At 31.4% G+C, this 16,896-nt stretch carries 17 protein-coding genes; 13 read left to right on the top strand and 4 right to left on the bottom strand.

The window, feature by feature from the left end; genetic code table 11:
• Positions 1–98: 98 nt before the first annotated feature.
• Complete coding sequence (yfkAB, locus tag KA909_RS00085) at positions 99–1,238, bottom strand: radical SAM/CxCxxxxC motif protein YfkAB (RefSeq protein ID WP_210129867.1); 1,140 nt, start codon at positions 1,236–1,238, stop codon at positions 99–101.
• A gap of 156 nt (positions 1,239–1,394) precedes the next feature.
• Between yfkAB and KA909_RS00080 the strand changes: the two genes are divergently transcribed.
• The 7 genes from KA909_RS00080 to KA909_RS00050 all read left to right on the top strand — a co-directional run bounded on the left by KA909_RS00080 (position 1,395) and on the right by KA909_RS00050 (position 6,854).
• On the top strand, positions 1,395–1,556 hold the full coding sequence (locus tag KA909_RS00080) for an SE1561 family protein (RefSeq protein ID WP_107630250.1): 162 nt from the start codon (positions 1,395–1,397) through the stop codon (positions 1,554–1,556).
• Positions 1,557–1,644: 88 nt separating this feature from the next.
• Positions 1,645–2,163 carry a type 1 glutamine amidotransferase domain-containing protein gene (locus KA909_RS00075; protein WP_070854230.1) on the top strand — a complete coding sequence of 173 codons (519 nt, stop codon included), beginning with the start codon at positions 1,645–1,647 and terminating at the stop codon, positions 2,161–2,163.
• A gap of 272 nt (positions 2,164–2,435) precedes the next feature.
• Positions 2,436–3,248, top strand: coding sequence for a monofunctional peptidoglycan glycosyltransferase SgtB (gene sgtB, locus KA909_RS00070; protein WP_193839159.1), 813 nt, complete (start codon positions 2,436–2,438; stop codon positions 3,246–3,248).
• Positions 3,249–3,416: 168 nt separating this feature from the next.
• Positions 3,417–4,220: a recombination regulator RecX gene (recX, locus tag KA909_RS00065; RefSeq protein WP_193839160.1), complete on the top strand. Its 804-nt coding sequence runs from the start codon at positions 3,417–3,419 to the stop codon at positions 4,218–4,220.
• Positions 4,213–4,527 (top strand): YfhH family protein, encoded by a 315-nt coding sequence (locus tag KA909_RS00060; RefSeq protein WP_075108589.1) that lies wholly within the window; start codon positions 4,213–4,215, stop codon positions 4,525–4,527. Before recX ends, KA909_RS00060 begins: the two co-directional genes overlap by 8 nt.
• A gap of 15 nt (positions 4,528–4,542) precedes the next feature.
• Positions 4,543–6,054 (top strand): ATP-binding cassette domain-containing protein, encoded by a 1,512-nt coding sequence (locus KA909_RS00055; RefSeq protein ID WP_193839161.1) that lies wholly within the window; start codon positions 4,543–4,545, stop codon positions 6,052–6,054.
• An 8-nt stretch (positions 6,055–6,062) separates the two neighbouring features.
• Complete coding sequence (locus tag KA909_RS00050) at positions 6,063–6,854, top strand: teichoic acid transporter (RefSeq protein WP_193839162.1); 792 nt, start codon at positions 6,063–6,065, stop codon at positions 6,852–6,854.
• A 57-nt stretch (positions 6,855–6,911) separates the two neighbouring features.
• Here the strand turns inward: KA909_RS00050 and KA909_RS00045 are convergent, their stop codons facing one another.
• Positions 6,912–7,889: a metal-dependent hydrolase gene (locus KA909_RS00045; protein WP_053030356.1), complete on the bottom strand. Its 978-nt coding sequence runs from the start codon at positions 7,887–7,889 to the stop codon at positions 6,912–6,914.
• A 144-nt stretch (positions 7,890–8,033) separates the two neighbouring features.
• Between KA909_RS00045 and mutY the strand changes: the two genes are divergently transcribed.
• The 3 genes from mutY to KA909_RS00030 all read left to right on the top strand — a co-directional run bounded on the left by mutY (position 8,034) and on the right by KA909_RS00030 (position 11,636).
• The gene (mutY, locus tag KA909_RS00040) at positions 8,034–9,080 is read left to right on the top strand and encodes an A/G-specific adenine glycosylase (RefSeq protein ID WP_193839163.1); all 1,047 of its coding nucleotides are present in this window, start codon (positions 8,034–8,036) and stop codon (positions 9,078–9,080) included.
• A 113-nt stretch (positions 9,081–9,193) separates the two neighbouring features.
• Positions 9,194–9,736: a nucleoside tri-diphosphate phosphatase gene (gene ntdP, locus KA909_RS00035; protein WP_053030354.1), complete on the top strand. Its 543-nt coding sequence runs from the start codon at positions 9,194–9,196 to the stop codon at positions 9,734–9,736.
• Between the two features lie 163 nt (positions 9,737–9,899).
• Positions 9,900–11,636, top strand: a complete 1,737-nt coding sequence (locus KA909_RS00030) for an ABC transporter ATP-binding protein (protein WP_075108594.1) — start codon at positions 9,900–9,902, stop codon at positions 11,634–11,636.
• A 49-nt stretch (positions 11,637–11,685) separates the two neighbouring features.
• Here the strand turns inward: KA909_RS00030 and KA909_RS00025 are convergent, their stop codons facing one another.
• Together KA909_RS00025 and KA909_RS00020 are read right to left on the bottom strand one after the other, a co-directional pair.
• On the bottom strand, positions 11,686–12,780 hold the full coding sequence (locus KA909_RS00025; protein WP_053030352.1) for an FUSC family protein: 1,095 nt from the start codon (positions 12,778–12,780) through the stop codon (positions 11,686–11,688).
• Positions 12,781–12,933: 153 nt separating this feature from the next.
• A complete protein-coding gene (locus KA909_RS00020; RefSeq protein ID WP_193839164.1) occupies positions 12,934–14,223 on the bottom strand; it encodes a glutamate-1-semialdehyde 2,1-aminomutase in 1,290 nt (429 codons plus the stop codon).
• Positions 14,224–14,304: 81 nt separating this feature from the next.
• On the opposite strand from KA909_RS00020, the gene bcp reads away from it, so the two are divergent.
• The 3 genes from bcp (at position 14,305) to perR (ending at position 16,261) form a co-directional block, all read left to right on the top strand.
• Positions 14,305–14,760 carry a thioredoxin-dependent thiol peroxidase gene (bcp, locus tag KA909_RS00015; RefSeq protein WP_053030350.1) on the top strand — a complete coding sequence of 152 codons (456 nt, stop codon included), beginning with the start codon at positions 14,305–14,307 and terminating at the stop codon, positions 14,758–14,760.
• Between the two features lie 4 nt (positions 14,761–14,764).
• Positions 14,765–15,715 carry an NAD(P)-dependent oxidoreductase gene (locus KA909_RS00010; RefSeq protein ID WP_210129863.1) on the top strand — a complete coding sequence of 317 codons (951 nt, stop codon included), beginning with the start codon at positions 14,765–14,767 and terminating at the stop codon, positions 15,713–15,715.
• A gap of 93 nt (positions 15,716–15,808) precedes the next feature.
• Complete coding sequence (perR, locus tag KA909_RS00005) at positions 15,809–16,261, top strand: peroxide-responsive transcriptional repressor PerR (protein WP_053030348.1); 453 nt, start codon at positions 15,809–15,811, stop codon at positions 16,259–16,261.
• The last annotated feature ends 635 nt before the right edge of the window (positions 16,262–16,896 follow it).

Genomic DNA, 16,896 nt, shown 5'->3' with positions numbered 1-16,896 from the left:
AGATAGTATAGTTTAAAAGAGTATAAATAAGCACCACATAAAATAATATTAGCGTAAATTTATTTTATGTGGTGCTTATTATATTTGCTTGAAATGAATTAACTGAAAATATTTTCAGTATGCATTTCAATCTCATTTTTTCTGAAATCAGTGTTTGGATAGTACATATTTTTAACTAGAACGTTAGGACCTAAACAGTGAAACGCCTCACAATGACAATTGAGCGATTGCGCTAAATCTGATGTAAGCCATTTATTAAATACGTCTGTTAATTTGTCAGTTTTAATATTTGAAATTGTACCATTTTCATCTCCGAAATCAGTCACAATCACATCCCCACTAAAGACATTAACATTCAGGCGACTACGTCCATCTGGATCATTACGTGTCGTAACATTTTTAGCATTGCCTAAACGCTGTAACAATGCTTGGTCGTTTTCATCATTTATACATGGATAAATAGGTAATGTACCAAATAACATCCATATATTTTCATCTCTAATGTCTAATAAATGATGAATCGCTTGTTTCATTTCTTTTAAAGAAAGCACATTTAATTGACTTGCAAAATCTGCAGGATACATTGGATGAACTTCATGGCGACTGCATTTCATGTCATTAACGATTTCATTGTGAATTTTATCTAAATAAGGTAATGTACTTTGATTTAACATCGTTTCAGCTGAAACAAACATACCTTGACTTGATAATGTACTTGCATTCTCTAACATCTGTTCATATAATTTTAATTTTGCTTTTAAAGGAGGTTGCTTCTTCATTGCGCCGAAACCTACATCAGTAAATTCTTGAATTGTACCCCAGTTATGAGAGATATGCATAACATCTATGTATTCAGCTATATCTAAATAACGATCTTGCGGTAGTGTTAAATTAGAATTCATTTGAACATATATACCACGATCTTGTGCATATTTTAACAGAGGTTTAACAATGTTTTTAATTGATTTTTTTGAGAACATTGGTTCGCCACCTGTTATTGACATAGTTCGTAAGTGAGGTATTTCATCTAAACGACGATAAATGATATCCATAGGTAAAGCATCTGGATCTTTAGTTTGTAAAGTATAGCCAACAGCACAGTGACTACATCTCATATTACATAATGTAGTAGTAGTAAACTCTATATTACTTAGTGTTAACTGGCCGTGTGTTTTAACATCGTTGTATGCTTCCCATGGATCGTTGTTAATTGAAATGGGTTTTTTCTGATTTGTCATCCACATATTTATTACTCCTAAACATAAAAATATTCCTTAATCCGTTGCAAAAGTACAGTAAACATTATTAAGATTATATCGCTTTTTGTCAAATTCTGTTAGGATAAAACTAACGTATAGTTTAATAAATATATAAATTAACGAGGAGAAATAGTTATGAATGAACAACAAACAATGGAACAAATTAAAACAAGATTATCAAAATTTTTAGAAGATATTGACCATGTAAATCCCGATGAAGTAAGCGTTGAAGATATAGATGAATGGATTGGATTACTAGACCAATTAGAAGAAAAAGTTAAACAAGTTTCTAAATAAATTGAAATACTTCAATCTATGTATGTTTAATATCACTTAATTTCGTCTATATAATTAGTATAATTCGAACAAGAAAGGTGATTGACTAATGGCTAAAAAAGTAGCAATTATTTTATCAAATGAATTCGAAGATATCGAATTAACTAGCCCTAAAGAAGCAATTGAAGAAGCTGGTTTCGAAACTGAAATTATTGGTGACACTGCAAATGCAGAAGTAGTAGGTAAACACGGTGAAAAAGTTACTGTTGATGTAAGTATTGCAGATGCAAAACCAGAAGATTACGATGGACTACTTATTCCTGGTGGATTCTCACCAGATCATCTTCGCGGTGATGCAGAAGGTCGTTATGGCACATTTGCTAAATACTTCACTAAAAATGATGTGCCAGCCTTTGCGATTTGCCACGGCCCTCAAATTTTAATAGATACAGATGACTTAAATGGACGCACACTTACTGCTGTATTAAATGTACGTAAAGATTTATCAAATGCAGGTGCAAATGTCGTAGACGAATCAGTTGTAGTTGATAATAATATCGTTACAAGTCGTACACCAGACGACTTAGATGATTTTAATAGAGAAATTGTTAAACAACTTCAAGCATAAATTTTATTGTTTCTTAGACTTAAAATTAATTTGAAACATGCATGTTGCTATAAAGCAAATGTATAAGTCATAGAACTGAGAAGAGGCTGTAAAGCTTCTCTCAGTTCTTTTTTATTGTGATTAGGATGTTCGTCAACGATTGATTTAAAATGGCTTTAAACAATCTTTCCTCATACACCTTGGGACTGATTTTTCATGATAGGTATAGCTTAATCTAAAAACTACTGTTAAACTCACAGTTATAGAGTGAGTTTTAGTAAAGGAGCTACCACATGAAAAGAAGCCAAAGAATGAACAACTCGCCTGAGAGACATTCACATTACCGTAATGAACCTCATTACAATACGTATTATCAACCTGTAGGTAAACCACCCAAAAAGAAAAAGAGTAAACGTATATTTTTAAGAATATTTATTATATTTATCATCATATTTGCATTGTTTATTGGGTTAATGTATTTCTTATCTTCGAGAGCAAATGTTGATGACCTTAAAACAATTGAAAACAAAAGTAATTATGTTTCTTCAGACAATATGCCGGATTATGTAAAAGGTGCTTTTATTTCGATGGAAGATGAACGTTTTTATAAACACCATGGATTTGACGTCAAAGGAACAACACGAGCATTATTCTCAACGATAGGTGATAGAGACGTTCAAGGCGGAAGTACAATTACACAACAAACTGTGAAGAATTATTATTACGACAATGAGCGTTCCTTTACTCGGAAATTAAAGGAATTGTTTGTAGCACATAAAGTAGAACAACAATATAGTAAAAATGAAATATTGAGTTTCTACTTAAATAACATTTATTATGGTAGTGATCAATATACAATTGAGGGTGCTGCGAACTATTATTATGGAACAACAGTAAATAAGAATAATAGCAATATGCCTCAAATCACTGTCTTACAAAGTGCGATTCTAGCAAGTAAAGTCAATGCACCGAGTGTTTATGATATAAGTAATATGTCTGACAATTTTAAAAATAGAATTAAAACCAATCTTGAAAAGATGAAACAGCAGGCGTATATTTCAGATAGTCAATATCAAGAAGCGTTAAGTCAATTAAATAACTATTGATTGTAAATCTTGAAAAAATAAATTTTATATTTGTGTAAGTCCTCATAAAGGAGTCATTTTAATAATAACCTTTATGAGGTTTTTTTATGGGTAAAACATTTTGTGTAATGCGTTAAGTGATATAAAATAATGTGTGTTAGATAAATCAAAGTAAAGGTGGTGGAGGAATTGCCTAAAATTACTAAAATAGAAGTACAGAAGAACAATAAAGAGCGATTTAACTTATTCTTGGACGGCGCTTTTGAAATGGGAATCGATATTAATACACTTGTAAAATTTAATTTAAAAAAAGGGCAAATTTTTGAGCCATCTGATATGGAGAAGATACAGAAGTATGAGCATTACCGTTTAGGTATTAATATGGCTATACAATACTTATCTTATAAAAAGAGAACTGAAAAAGAAGTGCGACAACATTTACAAAAAAACGAGATTAGTGCATCCGCGATTCAACAAGTTATAGATTATTGTTATAAAGAGGCATATATTAATCATGAAGATTATGCTGAAAGCTTAAAAAATACAATGATACATACTACTGATAAAGGTCCTGAAATTTACAAACAAAAATTATATCAAGTTGGAATTGAACCTAAGATTATTAATACATATGTTCAAATTTATGAAGAAGAACAACCATTTGAAGCGGTTATAAATGTTGCAAATAAAATTATGAGAACGAAGAAAGGTCCTGAAATTAAAGTACGTCAAAAAGTACTTCAAAGCTTAATTCAAAAAGGCTATTCTATGGATATCGCACAACAAGCAATATCTGAATTAGATTTTGAACAAGATGAAGCTTTGTTGGAGGATCTGTTACAAAAAGATCTTGAAAAAATATATACAAAGCAACAACGTAAATATGATGGACAACAATTAGTAATGAAAACTATAGAGTCGCTTATGAGAAAAGGCTATAAATATGATAAAATTAAAGCAAAATTAGAAGAAAGTGGTATTTCAGATGAATGATAAAAAGCTAAGTGAAATGTCTGAACAGGAATTAAGACATGAAATACAGATATATAAAGAAAAGATGCGTAAAGCTGAAATGAACGGCATAATGAATGAATATGATGTTTATCAAAGTAAGGTCATTATTGCAGAAAGTTACTTAGTTGATCGTACCAAAGTTGTACTTGGTAGAATGTATAAACTTAATGATGGAAGCGAGCAATACTTTAAAGTTGAACGATTAAAAGGTGTGTTTGCATGGGGCTATAGAATTAATAGTAAGACCCCTGAAGAAGGATTGCCACTCGCTTTATTAAAAATTTAGAAGGAAGTAACACGAATGGGAAGTTCAATAATCTTAAAAATGCTCAATGTCACGCATTATTATAGAAGTAAAAAAAACAGAAAGTGGTATCTACCATTTGGCTATGCCGCTGAAGACATAGAATTAAACAATATATCGCTACATATATACCAAGGGGAAGCATTAGCTATCATTGGTGAACCAGGATCTTCAAAAACTTTAATAGGTAGAATTATGGCTGGTGACATTAAGCCAGATAGAGGTAAGATTAATCAATCGGTTTCTACGTATTATGGTGATATAAAAGATAAACATTTAATACATATGACTGTAAGACAGTATGTAACTGAAGTTCAACGATTATTTACTTATGAAACAACCTCTCATAATGTTGATCAAATCATTAAGTTCGCACATTTAGATGATAAGTCTTCGGTTCATATTAATGCACTTAGCCATTCAGATTTTGCACAGTTAATTTTAAGTATTGCACGCGTATGTCGAAAGGATTTAATCATTTTAAATCATATCATTGAACATCTCGATGAAGCCTTTTTAGAAAAAGCAAAAAAATTATCAAAAGACTATATTAGTGAAAATAAGTCATTAGTATTTATAGATAATGACTTGGCAAAAGTTGAAAAAGTGAGTAACTATGTTGCTTGGATTTCACATGGACAAGTACGTATGGAAGGCTCACTAAACCAAGTCTTGCCTGTATTTAAAGAGCACGAGCAAGATAGAATGAGCATAGCAAATGATGAAGAACAACTTAATTTTGATTTAGATTGGAAAGAAAGCCGTAGTAGACTTCCGGAAATGAGCTATAATTTCAAAAGAGTTGAACGATATAGACATGCGAAAGTACCTGATTTTGTTGTAAGATTTTGGACGATTTTAATTACGAGTTTAATTTGCTTATTCATTGTAGGCGCATTAGTGATTAATAATGTAGGACGTTTTGACGTTCCAATTATTGAAGCGCAAAAGAAAGTAGAGAATAAAGACCCATTTGAAGAAAAGCTTGCATATGGCATTGTGTTAGATGATTCAATCACTTTAAAAGGGGATTCTAATATCAACGTCCCTAAATATACGTTTTTAACAATCACAGGTGAAAATTCAAAAAGTTATCGCGTCAGCAGTGATGATAAAGATTATGTGGTAGCAAAACATAAATTAGAATATTTTAACCCAGCGGCACTATATGAGTCACATTCTTTCAAAGCGCTATCTCCATATATGAAATCAAATTACAGTAATTATGTAGATTATTTTAATAGCCACTTACATAAGAAACACGATCAAGTTAAAAAAACATTAGTGCCAGATAAAGATTCAAGATATGTTGTTGAAGTAACACAACAACCAATCGATATGTTATTTAATGATCAAAATAAATTAACTGGATTTGTTTTTCCAATAGTTAATAAAGATGAGCTCAAAGATAAATATCATATTACACAGGATTTATGGATTGTTAAGTCGGGGGATGGATATTTAATCGCAGACATGAAAAATAGCAAGTGGATATACATTGAATTGTAGGTGTAAAAATGATAGATAACTTTTTATTATATATTAAACGCTTTCCATCACTAATTGAGTTTACAAAACAACGCATCATAGATACTTGGAAATGGTTTGCTATGCTTTTAATTGCGCAATTAGTTGTATTAGTGATTGCACTAATGACATTATCTTTTATAGGGATTGAGGATATTAGCAAAGCAAGATGGCTATATCGACTCATTGCTATGATGACATTTATTACTCTATTCGCAACGATATTTAAATCTTTTAAAGCGTACAGCCAAGATTATTTAATAACAAAATCATTCCAAGCAACACCATTGGTTACAGCCATTGCAAATGCACTTCTTGGAAGTTTTATTTGTTGTATATTAACGTTGATCGTCGTACTGTTTAAGCCAGTGAATTTCGATGAGTCACTGATTGCATTTATCGTATTTTTTATCATGATGGTCTTATTTATTGTATTTATATCCGTTACTTTAGGATTATTAGATATTATAAACAAGAATATGACAAAGTTATATTTCTTAATTGGAATTATTTGCTTTTTCATTATACCTGTCATATTTATTCCATCTGCAAATGAGAATTTAATGATTCAAATTCTAAAATTGAATCCACTATTTTATTTAATTGACGGTATTGCGACTTCTGCAATATATGGTGTAGTAAATTTGTACAACATTACTTACCATATCTATTTTGTTATTATTTTAGTAATTATAGGTGCGGTTAATTTTATGTTAATGAGATATGTTGCACACTCAAAATATAAATATTCATCTCAAACAATAGCAACAAAAAATAAATAAAAGAGTGAACCAGAATCATAGATAAGATTATGACTCTGGTTCACTCTTTTTAAAAGTTTATTTAGAATATAATTTCTTTTGTAATTTTTCTTCTGTGAAAACCCATCCAATGTATGAATGATCAATATTATTGTCATTATCGACATGTGCAATTGCTGCAAAGCTATAATGGCCTTTATTTAAATAACGTAAATCAACCAGACGAACTTCTGTAGTATCATCGTCTAGCTTTCGAGTTTGCCAACGATAAATAGACGAAAAGTTTAAAAATGTTCTAATATCCTTATTACCTTTGATTTGCCACAATAACGTATCTGGTGAAAATGGTTGTCGCTTAACTTTATCACTAAAAACAACATTTCTACCAAATGATCGGCCTACATAATCATGTTCTTCAGTTTGAATCGCAACACGCCATTCCATAAATTTCATAGTTGGTGCTACAAAAATTTTAACAGGATTGTGTTGTTCTTTAATTTGACTTAATGCTTGTTTCTTTATAATACTTTGCATTTTAAAACGAACAATGTAATAAATGATGAGTACACCTATAATTGGAAAGAACACTGCAAATGGATGAACACCTAGAAGCCAAATCACAATACCTAAACAAAGTATGATAAAAATGATTGGATCAAAGGTATTAATAACACTTAGTTGAATCCATTTGTTTGTTAGTGGGCGTAGTGCTTGGGTACCATATGAATTAAATATATCTACAAAGACATGTAAAAATACCGCTAACTGTGCCCATAACCATATATGCGTAGTATCTACGCCTGGAAAGATTACGTAAATCAAAAATGTAATCAATATCGGCCATAAAATTGTAAATGGTATAGAATGAGTGATACCACGATGATGTGAAATATATGTGGCGTTATTTTTTAATTTTAAAACGGTGTCGCCATCTGGAATTAACGACCCTGCAATTAAGGTCGTGGCTGTGGCTGCCATAGTATTTGCCATAGCTGGGTCTTGACTTGCTAAAGCAGTTAATCCAACACCGATTGCAATGTGCGTGGCTGTATCCATAACGTTCACTCTTTTCATGTTAATTTAATATATATTATAATCTAAAAATTGGAATAACGAAATTAAGAAACATATTAAAATACTGTTCATTTAATATTAAGTGCTCGTAGTGAAGTAAATAAAGCGTATTGAAAGGAAATAATTATGATAAACGATTCTACTTTTAAAAAGAATTTAATACAATGGTTTAATAAGAATCAGAGAGAAATGCCATGGCGTGAAACTTCGAATCCATATTATATCTGGTTAAGTGAAGTTATGCTTCAACAAACACAGGTTAAAACAGTTGTGGACTATTATCACAGATTTATTCAACGTTTTCCAACAATAGAGGAATTAAGTCAGGCAGATGAAGAAGAAGTTCTTAAATATTGGGAAGGATTGGGCTATTATAGTCGCGCACGTAACTTTCATACTGCTGTGAAAGAAGTAGCATCAGAATATCATGGTGTCGTTCCTTCTACACCAGAACAATTTGGGAAATTAAAAGGGGTAGGTCCTTATACTCAAGCAGCAGTTTTAAGCATCGCGTTTAATCAGCCATTAGCAACTGTTGATGGCAATGTCTTTAGAGTATGGTCTAGATTGAATAATGATTCAAGAGATATAAAGTTGCAAAGTACGAGAAAAAGTTATGAACAAGAATTACAGCCTTATGTGTATCAAGAGGCGGGTACATTTAACCAAGCAATGATGGAATTAGGTGCGCTAGTTTGTACACCTAAGAAACCGCTATGTTTATTTTGTCCAGTACAAGAGAACTGTCGTGCTTTTAAAGAAGGCACTGTATTTGAATTACCAGTAAAAACGAAGAACATTAAGAAAAAAACTATTCAACAAGCGGTATTCTTAGTTAGAAATGCCAAAGGTCAATATTTAATGGAGCAACGTCAAGAAAGATTGTTAAATGGCATGTGGCAATTTCCAATGTTTGAAACACCAAATGCTTTAGAACAATTGCAAGAAAAATTGGGATTGTCGTTATCGATAGCTGAGGGAATTGTATTTAAGCTTAAACACCAATTCACACATATGACTTGGGATATTAGTGTCTATAGTACCATTGAGACCGTGACACTGTCAGAATCATTTATGAAAGATAACCATCTGGAATGGATGGATTTAAATCAGCGACAAGCATATACGTTACCAGTTTCTATGGATAAGATATACCAATACATTAACGGCTAAGACTTTCTAATTTGTGTATAACTTGAGTGAAAATAACAACGCATCTGTAAAGACTTATTTAAAAATATGATATAATCTAAAGTGCGAAAATTACTAAAAGGGTGGTGTGGAGTATGGTAAAAGAATCCATACCTAAAGAAGGCGAAAATATAAAAATTCAAAGTTACAAACACGACGGTAACATCCATAGAGTATGGTCTGAAACAACAATCTTAAAAGGCACAGACCATGTGATTATTGGAGGGAATGATCACACTTTAGTTACTGAAAGTGACGGTCGTACATGGATTACGAGAGAACCAGCTATCGTGTATTTTCATTCAGAATATTGGTTTAATGTCATTTGTATGTTTAGAGAGGATGGCATTTATTACTACTGTAATCTATCATCGCCTTTCGTTTGTGACGAAGAAGCTTTGAAATACATTGATTATGATTTAGATATTAAGGTATATCCTAATGGAAAATATCATTTATTAGATGAAGATGAGTATGAACAGCATATGAATCAGATGAATTATCCACATGATATAGATGTTATTTTACGCCGTAATGTAGATATTTTACAACAGTGGATTGAACAGAAAAAAGGACCATTCGCTCCAGATTTTATAAAAGTTTGGAAAGAGCGATATAAAAAAATCCGTAATTATTAAGCATAAAAGATGTAATTGTTACATATTTGTTTTATAGTACTTGAGTGATAATAACAAGAGGTTGAATTTACTTTGATGATACAAATGTATTGTTTGGGATCAAAGTTTCAACCTCTATTAATTTTTTAAAAATATAATTGTGATCATCATAGGGGGGAGTAGTATGATACGACGCTATTTAGAATTTGTTAAACCATACAAATATCGAATAATAGCTACGATAATTATTGGGATTATCAAATTCGGCATTCCTATGTTAATTCCTCTACTTATCAAATATGCAATTGACGGCGTTATTAATAATAGTGCACTTTCAACGAATGAAAAGTTTCAACATTTAAGTGTAGCTATCGGCATAGCGTTATTTATTTTCTTAATTGTCAGACCACCAATAGAATATCTACGACAATATCTTGCACAATGGACGAGTAACAAAATTCTATATGATATTAGAAAACGTCTATATGATCATTTGCAAGCGCTAAGTGCAAGATTTTATGCAAATAATCAAGTTGGACAAGTGATATCGAGAGTCATTAATGATGTTGAGCAAACGAAAGACTTTATATTAACTGGTTTAATGAACATTTGGCTAGATTGCATAACAATCATCATTGCACTATCTATTATGTTCTTCCTAGATGTGAAGTTAACTTTCGCGGCAATCATTATTTTCCCATTCTATATTCTCACAGTCTATTTCTTCTTTGGACGCTTAAGAAAATTGACGCGTAAACGTTCGCAAGCATTAGCTGAAGTACAAGGATTTCTACATGAACGTGTACAAGGGATGTCAGTAATTAAAAGTTTTGCAATTGAGGATAATGAAGCTAAAAATTTCGACCATAAAAATAAACATTTCTTAAATCGTGCATTTCAACATACGTCATGGAATGCATACTCATTTGCGGCGATTAATACAGTTACAGATTTAGGACCTATAATTGTTATTGGCTTTGGATCATATTTAGCAATCAATGGTTCAATTACTGTTGGTACACTTGCAGCTTTTGTTGGCTATTTGGAACAATTATTTGGACCGTTAAGAAGACTAGTTGCTTCATTTACAACATTAACTCAAAGTTTTGCGTCAATGGATAGGGTGTTTCAGTTAATGGATGAAGATTATGATATAAAAAATGGTATTGGCGCTCAGCCTATTGAAATTAAACAAGGTCATATAGAATTGAAAAACGTTAGTTTCAAATATAATGAAGATGAATCAACAATATTAAAAAATATCAATCTCAATATAAACAAAGGAGATACCGTAGCTTTTGTTGGTATGAGTGGTGGTGGTAAATCAACTTTAATTAACTTGATACCACGCTTCTACGATGTAACTGAAGGTGAAATAAGAATAGATGATCACAATGTTAAAGACTTTTTGACCGGTAGTTTAAGAAATCAAATTGGTTTAGTACAGCAAGATAATATTCTTTTCTCAGATACAGTTAGAGAAAATATATTATTAGGACGCCCAGATGCTAGTGAAGAAGAAATAATTGAAGCGGCTAAAATGGCCAATGCACATGATTTTATTATGAATCTTCATGATGGCTATGATACTGAAGTAGGGGAACGTGGCGTTAAACTATCTGGTGGACAGAAACAACGTCTTTCAATTGCAAGAATCTTTTTAAATAATCCACCTATATTAATTTTAGATGAAGCTACTTCAGCATTAGATTTAGAGAGTGAAGCGATAATTCAAGAAGCGTTGGATGTGCTTAGTAAAGATAGAACAACACTTATTGTTGCACATAGACTCTCAACGATTACACATGCGGATAAGATAATTGTAATGCAAAACGGTCAAATCGTTGAAACAGGCACACACCAAGAACTAATAGATAAAAAAGGTGCTTATGAGCATCTCTATAGTATACAAAATTTATAATAATAAATAAGCGTTCACTGAACTTTATTGATTCAGTGAACGCTTATTATTATAAGTCAAAATCTTCATCGGCTATATCTATTTCAGTATCATTTCGATGATACGTGAAGAAACTTAATCTTAAACGATCTAAATGTTCTAGATAATAACGATATTCTTCAATTGTAGCAATAATTTGCATAATATTAGAATAAGAATAGTCGACTTGGTAAGGATTTTGAATTAATTGTTGTTGAAAAGCATCCATTAGGTCTTTCTTTTGAGGATTCATGATTTGATTATCAAAATGTTCTACATTATATCGTGCCTTCTTCGACAAACTTTTTAGAATTTGTTCATGATACGCTGTTAAAGAATCTAATTCTAATTTGATTTGAAATATCAAATTGTAATTTAAGTTATGAAGATCATTCTGATATCTAGCCATTCGATTAAGCACTTCATATGCTTGTCTGGTTGTACCTACAACTTCTTTAAATAAAATTTTCTTTCTATTTTGTTGGAAGGCTGCTTTTCTAGTTAGTGCTTTCTCTTCATTGTAATAATTAAAAATCTGTTCAAGTTTTGAAATGCGTGATTCAATTTGTTCTCCATCTTCTTTTATCTGATGATAGTCAGAAGCGTCATTTAATACAAGCTTAAACCAAATAAATATATCAGAAGCAATATTTACCGAGTTGTGATATATCTTGGTTTCAAATTTAGGTGGTAAAAATATTAAGTTAACTACAGAAGCACTTACGACACCAATCATTACTAGAATGAATCTAAAAGCCGCTGTTACATAGAATGATCCTGTATGTTGCCCCATTATAATGAGTGCAGTGACACCTGCAAGTGTAGCAACATGAGCTAAATTTATTTTATATAAAATAGCAATTAATAAAATAACAGTGACGCCCATAATCACAATATTTTTACCGAAAATGGTTACCATGATGACTGCTAATAAAGCACCAATGACATTACCTGTAGCCTGTTCTGAAATCGTTTTGATGGAACGATATATATTAGGTTGCATAGCAACAATCGCACTAATACCCGCTACAGATTTTAATCCGACATTATCAGGTAAAAAAGAAGCTATAAACAAAGCGAGAATAATTGCAATACCAGTCTTTAGTATACGAGCTCCTAGCCTCAACTATAACGCTCCTTTAAATATAATTTTGATAATAATATTTTAAACTAGTATACACTTGAAGACTGAAATGATACAAGTTTTTGTTTCTAATAAAAAAACTACAATAAAACTGTTCTTCAAATTTGAACAGCTTTATTGTAGGCCATCAGTTGATTATTTCATTTGACTAAATGCATAATCAGCAGCTTTTAATGTCTCATCAATATCTTCTTCAGTGTGTTCTGTAGTTAAGAACCATGCCTCAAATTTAGAAGGTGCTAAATTAATACCTTGATTTAGCATTAATTTAAAGAATTTAGCAAATGCTTCACCATCTGAATTTTCAACTTGTTCATAGTGCGTAATCGTTTCATTAGTAAAATAAAGCGTCAATGAACCGTATACACGATTTATAGTAGCGGTGATATGATGTTTCTCTATCAATTTTAATAAGCCATCTTCAAGTCTTTTCCCTAATTTGTCTAATTTTTCATAAACGCCTTCTTGCTCTAATACTTCCAATAATGCAATACCAGCTCTCATAGAAAGTGGGTTGCCGGCCATTGTACCTGCTTGGTATGCAGGACCTAAAGGTGCAACATGTTCCATAATATCTTGTCGACCACCATAGCCTCCAATTGGAAGACCACCGCCAATGATTTTTCCGAAAGCTGTTAGATCAGGATATACATTTAATAAGTCTTGTGCAGCACCATAATGGAAACGGAATGCTGTAATAACCTCGTCATAAATCACCAATGCACCATAATCATGTGTGATTTTATTTACTTCTTCTAAAAATCCAGGTTGTGGTTCTACCATACCAAAGTTACCAACAATAGGTTCTACTAATACTGCTGCAACTTCATTTCCCCAGTGTTTCATAGCTTCTTTATATGATTCAATATCATTAAATGGAACTGTTATTACTTCTTTTGCAACACTTTCGGGAACACCCGCTGAGTCAGGAGAGCCTAATTGTGATGGACCACTTCCTGCAGCAACTAATACTAAGTCTGAGTGACCATGATAAGAGCCCGCAAACTTAATAATTTTATCTCTCTTTGTATAAGCACGTGCAACACGTATTGTTGTCATTACTGCTTCAGTACCAGAGTTAACGAATCGTATTTTTTCAAGTGATGGGATTGCTTCACGTAATTTTTTACTGAATTCAATCTCTAACTCTGTTGGTGTACCATACAATACACCTTTAGCTGCTTGATCTTGAATGGCTTTTGTAATGTGAGGGTGTGCATGACCAGTAATAATTGGGCCATAAGCTTGTAAATAATCAATAAATTTATTGCCATCTACATCATATAAGTATGCACCATGACCTTCGCGCATAACTACAGGCGCACCTCCACCTACCGCTTTATATGAACGTGATGGTGAATTAACGCCACCTAAAATATATTCATTTGATAATTGTTGCAGACGTTCACTCTCAGTGAATTTCATCTTATTTCAACCTCTCTTATTTTAATATTATTCATTACTATCGTATCATATAATTAATACGATTAAGAAATAGGTGATAAGATGTTTAAAAAAGGTGACAAATTTCCAGAATTCAAATTAGAGAATCAAAATGGAGAATGTATTACAAATGAAACAATAAAAGGAAGCAAAACAATTTTATATTTTTATCCACGTGATAATACGCCAACGTGTACGACTGAAGCATGTGATTTTAGAGATAATTTAGATAGATTTAATGAATTAGATGTACAAGTTTATGGTGTCAGTGCAGATACTAAGAAAAAGCATCAAAACTTTATTGCTAAACATAATCTTAATTTCGACTTATTAGTAGATGAAGATTATGTATTATCTGAAAAAGTTGGTGTTTACCAATTGAAAAAGTCATTCGGTAAAGAATCCATGGGAATTGTACGAACAACTTTTATAATAGATGAAGAAGGTATCATCATTGATGTTATTGAAAAAGTTAAAGTTAAAACACAAATGGAAGAATTAAATCGAATTTTGGGGTGAAAAAATGAAAATAGTTAGTTTAAAGCGACTTGGAGAAATAGAATCAGTACTTAAAAGTGACTATCCAGAATTAGAATTTTACTTTTTCAAAAAAGCCGAAGACATACCTAAAGCATTAAAGGAAGAATTGAATATATTGATTGGTTATGATGGTGGGGTAGATGCAAACTTCATTAATGAGTGCCCAAATTTAAAATGGATTGCTTGGTACGCAACAGGCGTAAATAGTTTACCCTTAGAAACAATTAAGAAAAGAAACATTATTTTAACCAATAGTAGAGGCGTGCAAGCAAAACAAGTTTCAGAGTTTGTTCTTGCATTCATACTTGATGACTATAAGAAAATGCGTACATCATACATTAATCAAATCAATAAAGTATATGACTCTAGACTAACTGGCAAGCGATTGAGTGGAGAACGTGTTTTAATATTAGGGACAGGATCATTAGCACAACAGACCGTTAAATTACTTAAGCCATTTGATATGACTCTAGTTGGAATTAGTAGGTCAGGTAAATCCAAAGAAGGATTTGACTGTATTTATAAAATAGAAGAACTTGAAAAACATCTAAATAAAGCTGATATCATCATTAACACCTTACCTGAAACTAATGAAACATATCATTTACTATTAGAGAAACATTTTGAGCTTATGAATGATGAATGTTTATTTATTAATGTAGGTAGGGGAACTGTTGTAAATGAAAAAACACTCATAAAGGCTTTATCACAGAATCAAATTCGACATGCTTATATTGATGTATTTGAAAATGAACCATTGAAACCAGACAATGCGCTGTACAAGTTAGATAATGTAACGCTAACTACGCATATCAGTGGTAATGATAAAAACATTAAAAGAGACGCAACGAAACTTTTTAAGAAGAATTTAGACCATTTTCTCAATAAGAATGATGTAATTGAGAATAAAGTCGATTTATATCATGGTTATTAATGGAAAAGGTTCGTACTTATTGACATTATACTTTCTAAACAGTTATATTAATATCAAGTAATAATTATTATTAACTAGAAAGTGGTGAAAACAATGAGTGCAGAAGTAGAGTCCATTGATCATGAACTAGAAGAATCAATTGCAGCCCTTAGAAGAGCTGGTGTTAGAATTACACCACAACGTCAAGCTATCATTCGTTATCTTATTGCATCTCATTCACATCCGACGGCGGATGAAATTTATCAAGCACTTTCACCTGATTTTCCAAATATTAGTGTTGCGACAATATATAATAATTTAAGAGTGTTTAAAAGTATTGGCATAGTTAAAGAATTAACATATGGAGATGCATCAAGTCGATTTGATTTTAATACTCATAATCATTATCACGTTATCTGTGAGAAATGTGGCAAGATAGTAGACTTCCACTATCCACAACTTGATGAAGTTGAACAACTTGCTCAACACATTACAGAGTTCGACGTAACACATCACCGTATGGAAATATATGGTATCTGTAAAGAATGCAAAGATAAAGAAGAATAATAAGTAGAAGTTTAAATGGAGTAGGTCAGAAAGAATTAAACTTGTTGTTTACTCCTAGTAAAGATGACTAAGAGTGCAAAAGTTTGATATAAGCACTTTTCAAATTAGTTATCTACTACCTAAATGTTAAAGAGGCTGGAACATTTTATTATGTCCCAGCCTCTTTCTTATATTGATCTAAATATGTAGTAGCAATTTCAAAGTAGCTACCTTAATATATAGTGAATATAATGAAGTATTGGCATTATAGTTGAATATTAGATATGAAATTAACAATAAAATGCGTAAATTATACCCTTAATTCAAAACAATACATTAGATGTGAAAAATTAGTCATTATTCTTATGAGGAAATGATTGACGTTCATTTCTAAACTTGATATTATATAAAAGTCGTCAAAAACGAATGTAAACTTTCTTTTCCGGCAAATTAATATCATTAATTTAATGTTAAGAAAGTGTAATTTTGACTATTGAAAAACTTAGCAAGACATTATAAGATATTATTTGTTGAAATAATCAATTAAGTTTTGAACAGAAAATTTTAAAAAATAAATTTAAAAAAGTTCTTGACATTAGATATTGATTGTTGATATAATTAATAAATGTAATTGCTTTAAATGAACATTGAAAACT

The organism is Staphylococcus sp. GDX8P54P (assembly GCF_017893165.1).
In the GTDB taxonomy this organism is placed as follows: Bacteria; Bacillota; Bacilli; order Staphylococcales; family Staphylococcaceae; genus Staphylococcus; species Staphylococcus borealis.
The sequence above is the reverse complement of the archived record's forward strand: the minus strand, read 5'-3'. Positions and strand labels throughout refer to the sequence as shown.

Coding starts and splice junctions, on each gene's coding strand:
- KA909_RS00045 (WP_053030356.1), bottom strand. CDS start 7,889: ATGGATACAGCCACGCACATTGCAATCGGTGTTGGATTAACTGCTTTA.
- KA909_RS00010 (WP_210129863.1), top strand. CDS start 14,765: ATGAAAATAGTTAGTTTAAAGCGACTTGGAGAAATAGAATCAGTACTT.
- yfkAB (WP_210129867.1), bottom strand. CDS start 1,238: ATGACAAATCAGAAAAAACCCATTTCAATTAACAACGATCCATGGGAA.
- KA909_RS00030 (WP_075108594.1), top strand. CDS start 9,900: ATGATACGACGCTATTTAGAATTTGTTAAACCATACAAATATCGAATA.
- KA909_RS00050 (WP_193839162.1), top strand. CDS start 6,063: ATGATAGATAACTTTTTATTATATATTAAACGCTTTCCATCACTAATT.
- perR (WP_053030348.1), top strand. CDS start 15,809: ATGAGTGCAGAAGTAGAGTCCATTGATCATGAACTAGAAGAATCAATT.
- KA909_RS00075 (WP_070854230.1), top strand. CDS start 1,645: ATGGCTAAAAAAGTAGCAATTATTTTATCAAATGAATTCGAAGATATC.
- sgtB (WP_193839159.1), top strand. CDS start 2,436: ATGAAAAGAAGCCAAAGAATGAACAACTCGCCTGAGAGACATTCACAT.
- ntdP (WP_053030354.1), top strand. CDS start 9,194: ATGGTAAAAGAATCCATACCTAAAGAAGGCGAAAATATAAAAATTCAA.
- mutY (WP_193839163.1), top strand. CDS start 8,034: ATGATAAACGATTCTACTTTTAAAAAGAATTTAATACAATGGTTTAAT.
- bcp (WP_053030350.1), top strand. CDS start 14,305: ATGTTTAAAAAAGGTGACAAATTTCCAGAATTCAAATTAGAGAATCAA.
- KA909_RS00060 (WP_075108589.1), top strand. CDS start 4,213: ATGAATGATAAAAAGCTAAGTGAAATGTCTGAACAGGAATTAAGACAT.
- KA909_RS00020 (WP_193839164.1), bottom strand. CDS start 14,223: ATGAAATTCACTGAGAGTGAACGTCTGCAACAATTATCAAATGAATAT.
- KA909_RS00055 (WP_193839161.1), top strand. CDS start 4,543: ATGGGAAGTTCAATAATCTTAAAAATGCTCAATGTCACGCATTATTAT.
- KA909_RS00080 (WP_107630250.1), top strand. CDS start 1,395: ATGAATGAACAACAAACAATGGAACAAATTAAAACAAGATTATCAAAA.